Annotated in this window: 2 protein-coding genes; one reads left to right on the forward strand and one right to left on the reverse strand. The window is 56.0% G+C overall.

The genetic code is table 11. The features are described from left to right. Window positions 1-31: 31 nt before the first annotated feature. The gene (locus ACVCAM_RS26340; RefSeq protein WP_000509965.1) at window positions 32-637 is read right to left on the reverse strand and encodes a recombinase family protein; all 606 of its coding nucleotides are present in this window, start codon (window positions 635-637) and stop codon (window positions 32-34) included. Window positions 638-731: 94 nt separating this feature from the next. Between ACVCAM_RS26340 and ACVCAM_RS26345 the strand changes: the two genes are divergently transcribed. Beyond that, window positions 732-1,831: DUF4158 domain-containing protein (locus tag ACVCAM_RS26345; RefSeq protein ID WP_447093748.1), on the forward strand; the 1,100-nt coding region annotated here is incomplete at its 3' end.

A 1,831-nucleotide genomic window follows, 5' to 3' on the forward strand; every position in this document is an offset into this window, starting at 1 on the left:
GGTCGGTTCCGGCTGAGGGCGAAATGACACCCTAAGCGTTAGCTCTGTGTCGTTGCACGATGTCAGCGACGGTATTCTTGCTGATACCGAGCTCGCGTGCGATCCAGCGATAGCTGCGTCCCTCGGCCCTCATCGCAACCACCTTAGGCAAAAGTCGGTCTGATTTTGGTCGCACTCCGGCCTGACGACCAAGCCTCTTACCACGTGCCTTCGCAACAGCAAGGCCTGACTTGACCCGCTCGCTGATGAGATCCCGCTCAAACTCCGCAATGCCGGAAAGAAACGTCGCCAGCATTCGTCCATACGGCGACGAAAGATCGAACGCCATTCCATTCATGGCTATCACGGAAACCTTCCAGTTCTCCAGTTCACGTAGCGTATTGAGCAGATCGAGCGTCGAGCGCCCCCACCGGGAAAGCTCAGTGACCAGGATTGCATCAATTTGTCTGGACTGGGCAAGCGCCAGGACTTTCTTTCGCTCGGCCCGGTCGAGTTTAGTTCCTGAACCTGTTTCCTTAAATATTCCCACCACGTCGTAGCCGGCACAGCCGGCGAAGGCTCGCAGATCAAATTCCTGGCGTTCACAAGACTGATCCGCTGTTGAAACCCGGCAGTAAATGGCGGCACGATGTCCCAATTGAACCCTCCTGGATTTTTGTATCGGAACGCCCTGATTTATATGGGCTGGCTGTTGTCCAAAACAGACTATACTTCAAAAGGGACGAATTTGTATGTCACGACGCCATATTTTCACCGAACGGCAGCGAGCAGCGCTGTTCGATCTGCCCACGGACGAACTGTCGCTACTGAAGTTCTACACGCTGGGCGATGATGACCTGGAAAACATTAGGCAGCGCCGCAGACCGGAAAACAGGATTGGCTTTGCCCTGCAACTTTGTGCCTTACGATATCCGGGCCGTGCACTGGCTCCTGGTGAGATGATCCCGCGTGAAGTCCTTTCCTTCGTCGGTGCTCAGCTTGGAGTTCCGGCTGATGCGCTTCTCACTTATGCCACACGGCGCCAAACCCGTCAGCAGCACATGGACACGCTGCGCGAAATTTACGGCTACAAGACCTTCACGGGCCGTGGTGCCCGTGATCTGCGGGAGTGGACTTTCGGCCAGGCCGAAGATGCCAGATCAAACGAGGATCTTGCTCATCGTTTTATTGTGCGGTGTCGGGAAACTTCCACCATTCTGCCCGCAGTATCGACAATCGAGCGCTTGTGCGCGGATGCTCTGGTCGCCGCTGAGCGGCGGATTGAAACGCGGATTGCGGAAAATTTAACAGCGGATGTTCGCGATCACCTGGACAAACTTCTGAGTGAAATGCTCGCCGGCAATATCAGTCGTTTCATCTGGCTTCGCAACTTCGAGGTTGGTAACAACTCGGCTGCTGCTAACCGTTTGCTCGACAGGCTCGAATTTCTGCGTACCCTGAATATCAATCATAGTGCTTTGGCCAGCATACCTGCCCATCGCATTGCCCGGCTGCGTCGGCAGGGTGAACGCTACTTCACCGACGGTTTGCGTGACATCACTTCGGACCGCCGCTGGGCGATCCTTGCCGTCTGTGTTGTGGAGTGGGAAGCGGCGATTGCTGATGCCATAGTCGAAACCCATGACAGGATCGTAGGAAAAACCTGGCGGGAAGCGAAGCGCCAGCATGACGAAACAATTTCCGGCTCTAAAGCCACACTCACGGATACGATCCGTACCTTCACCGCGCTGGGAGCTTCGTTGCTTGAGGCCCGCAGTGACGGAACCCCGCTGGAGATGGCTGTCGCCAGTTCGGTTGCATGGGACCGGCTCGCTCAACTGGTAGCGACAGG

The sequence above is a fragment of the Enterobacter sp. CFEC122 genome (assembly GCF_052983755.1).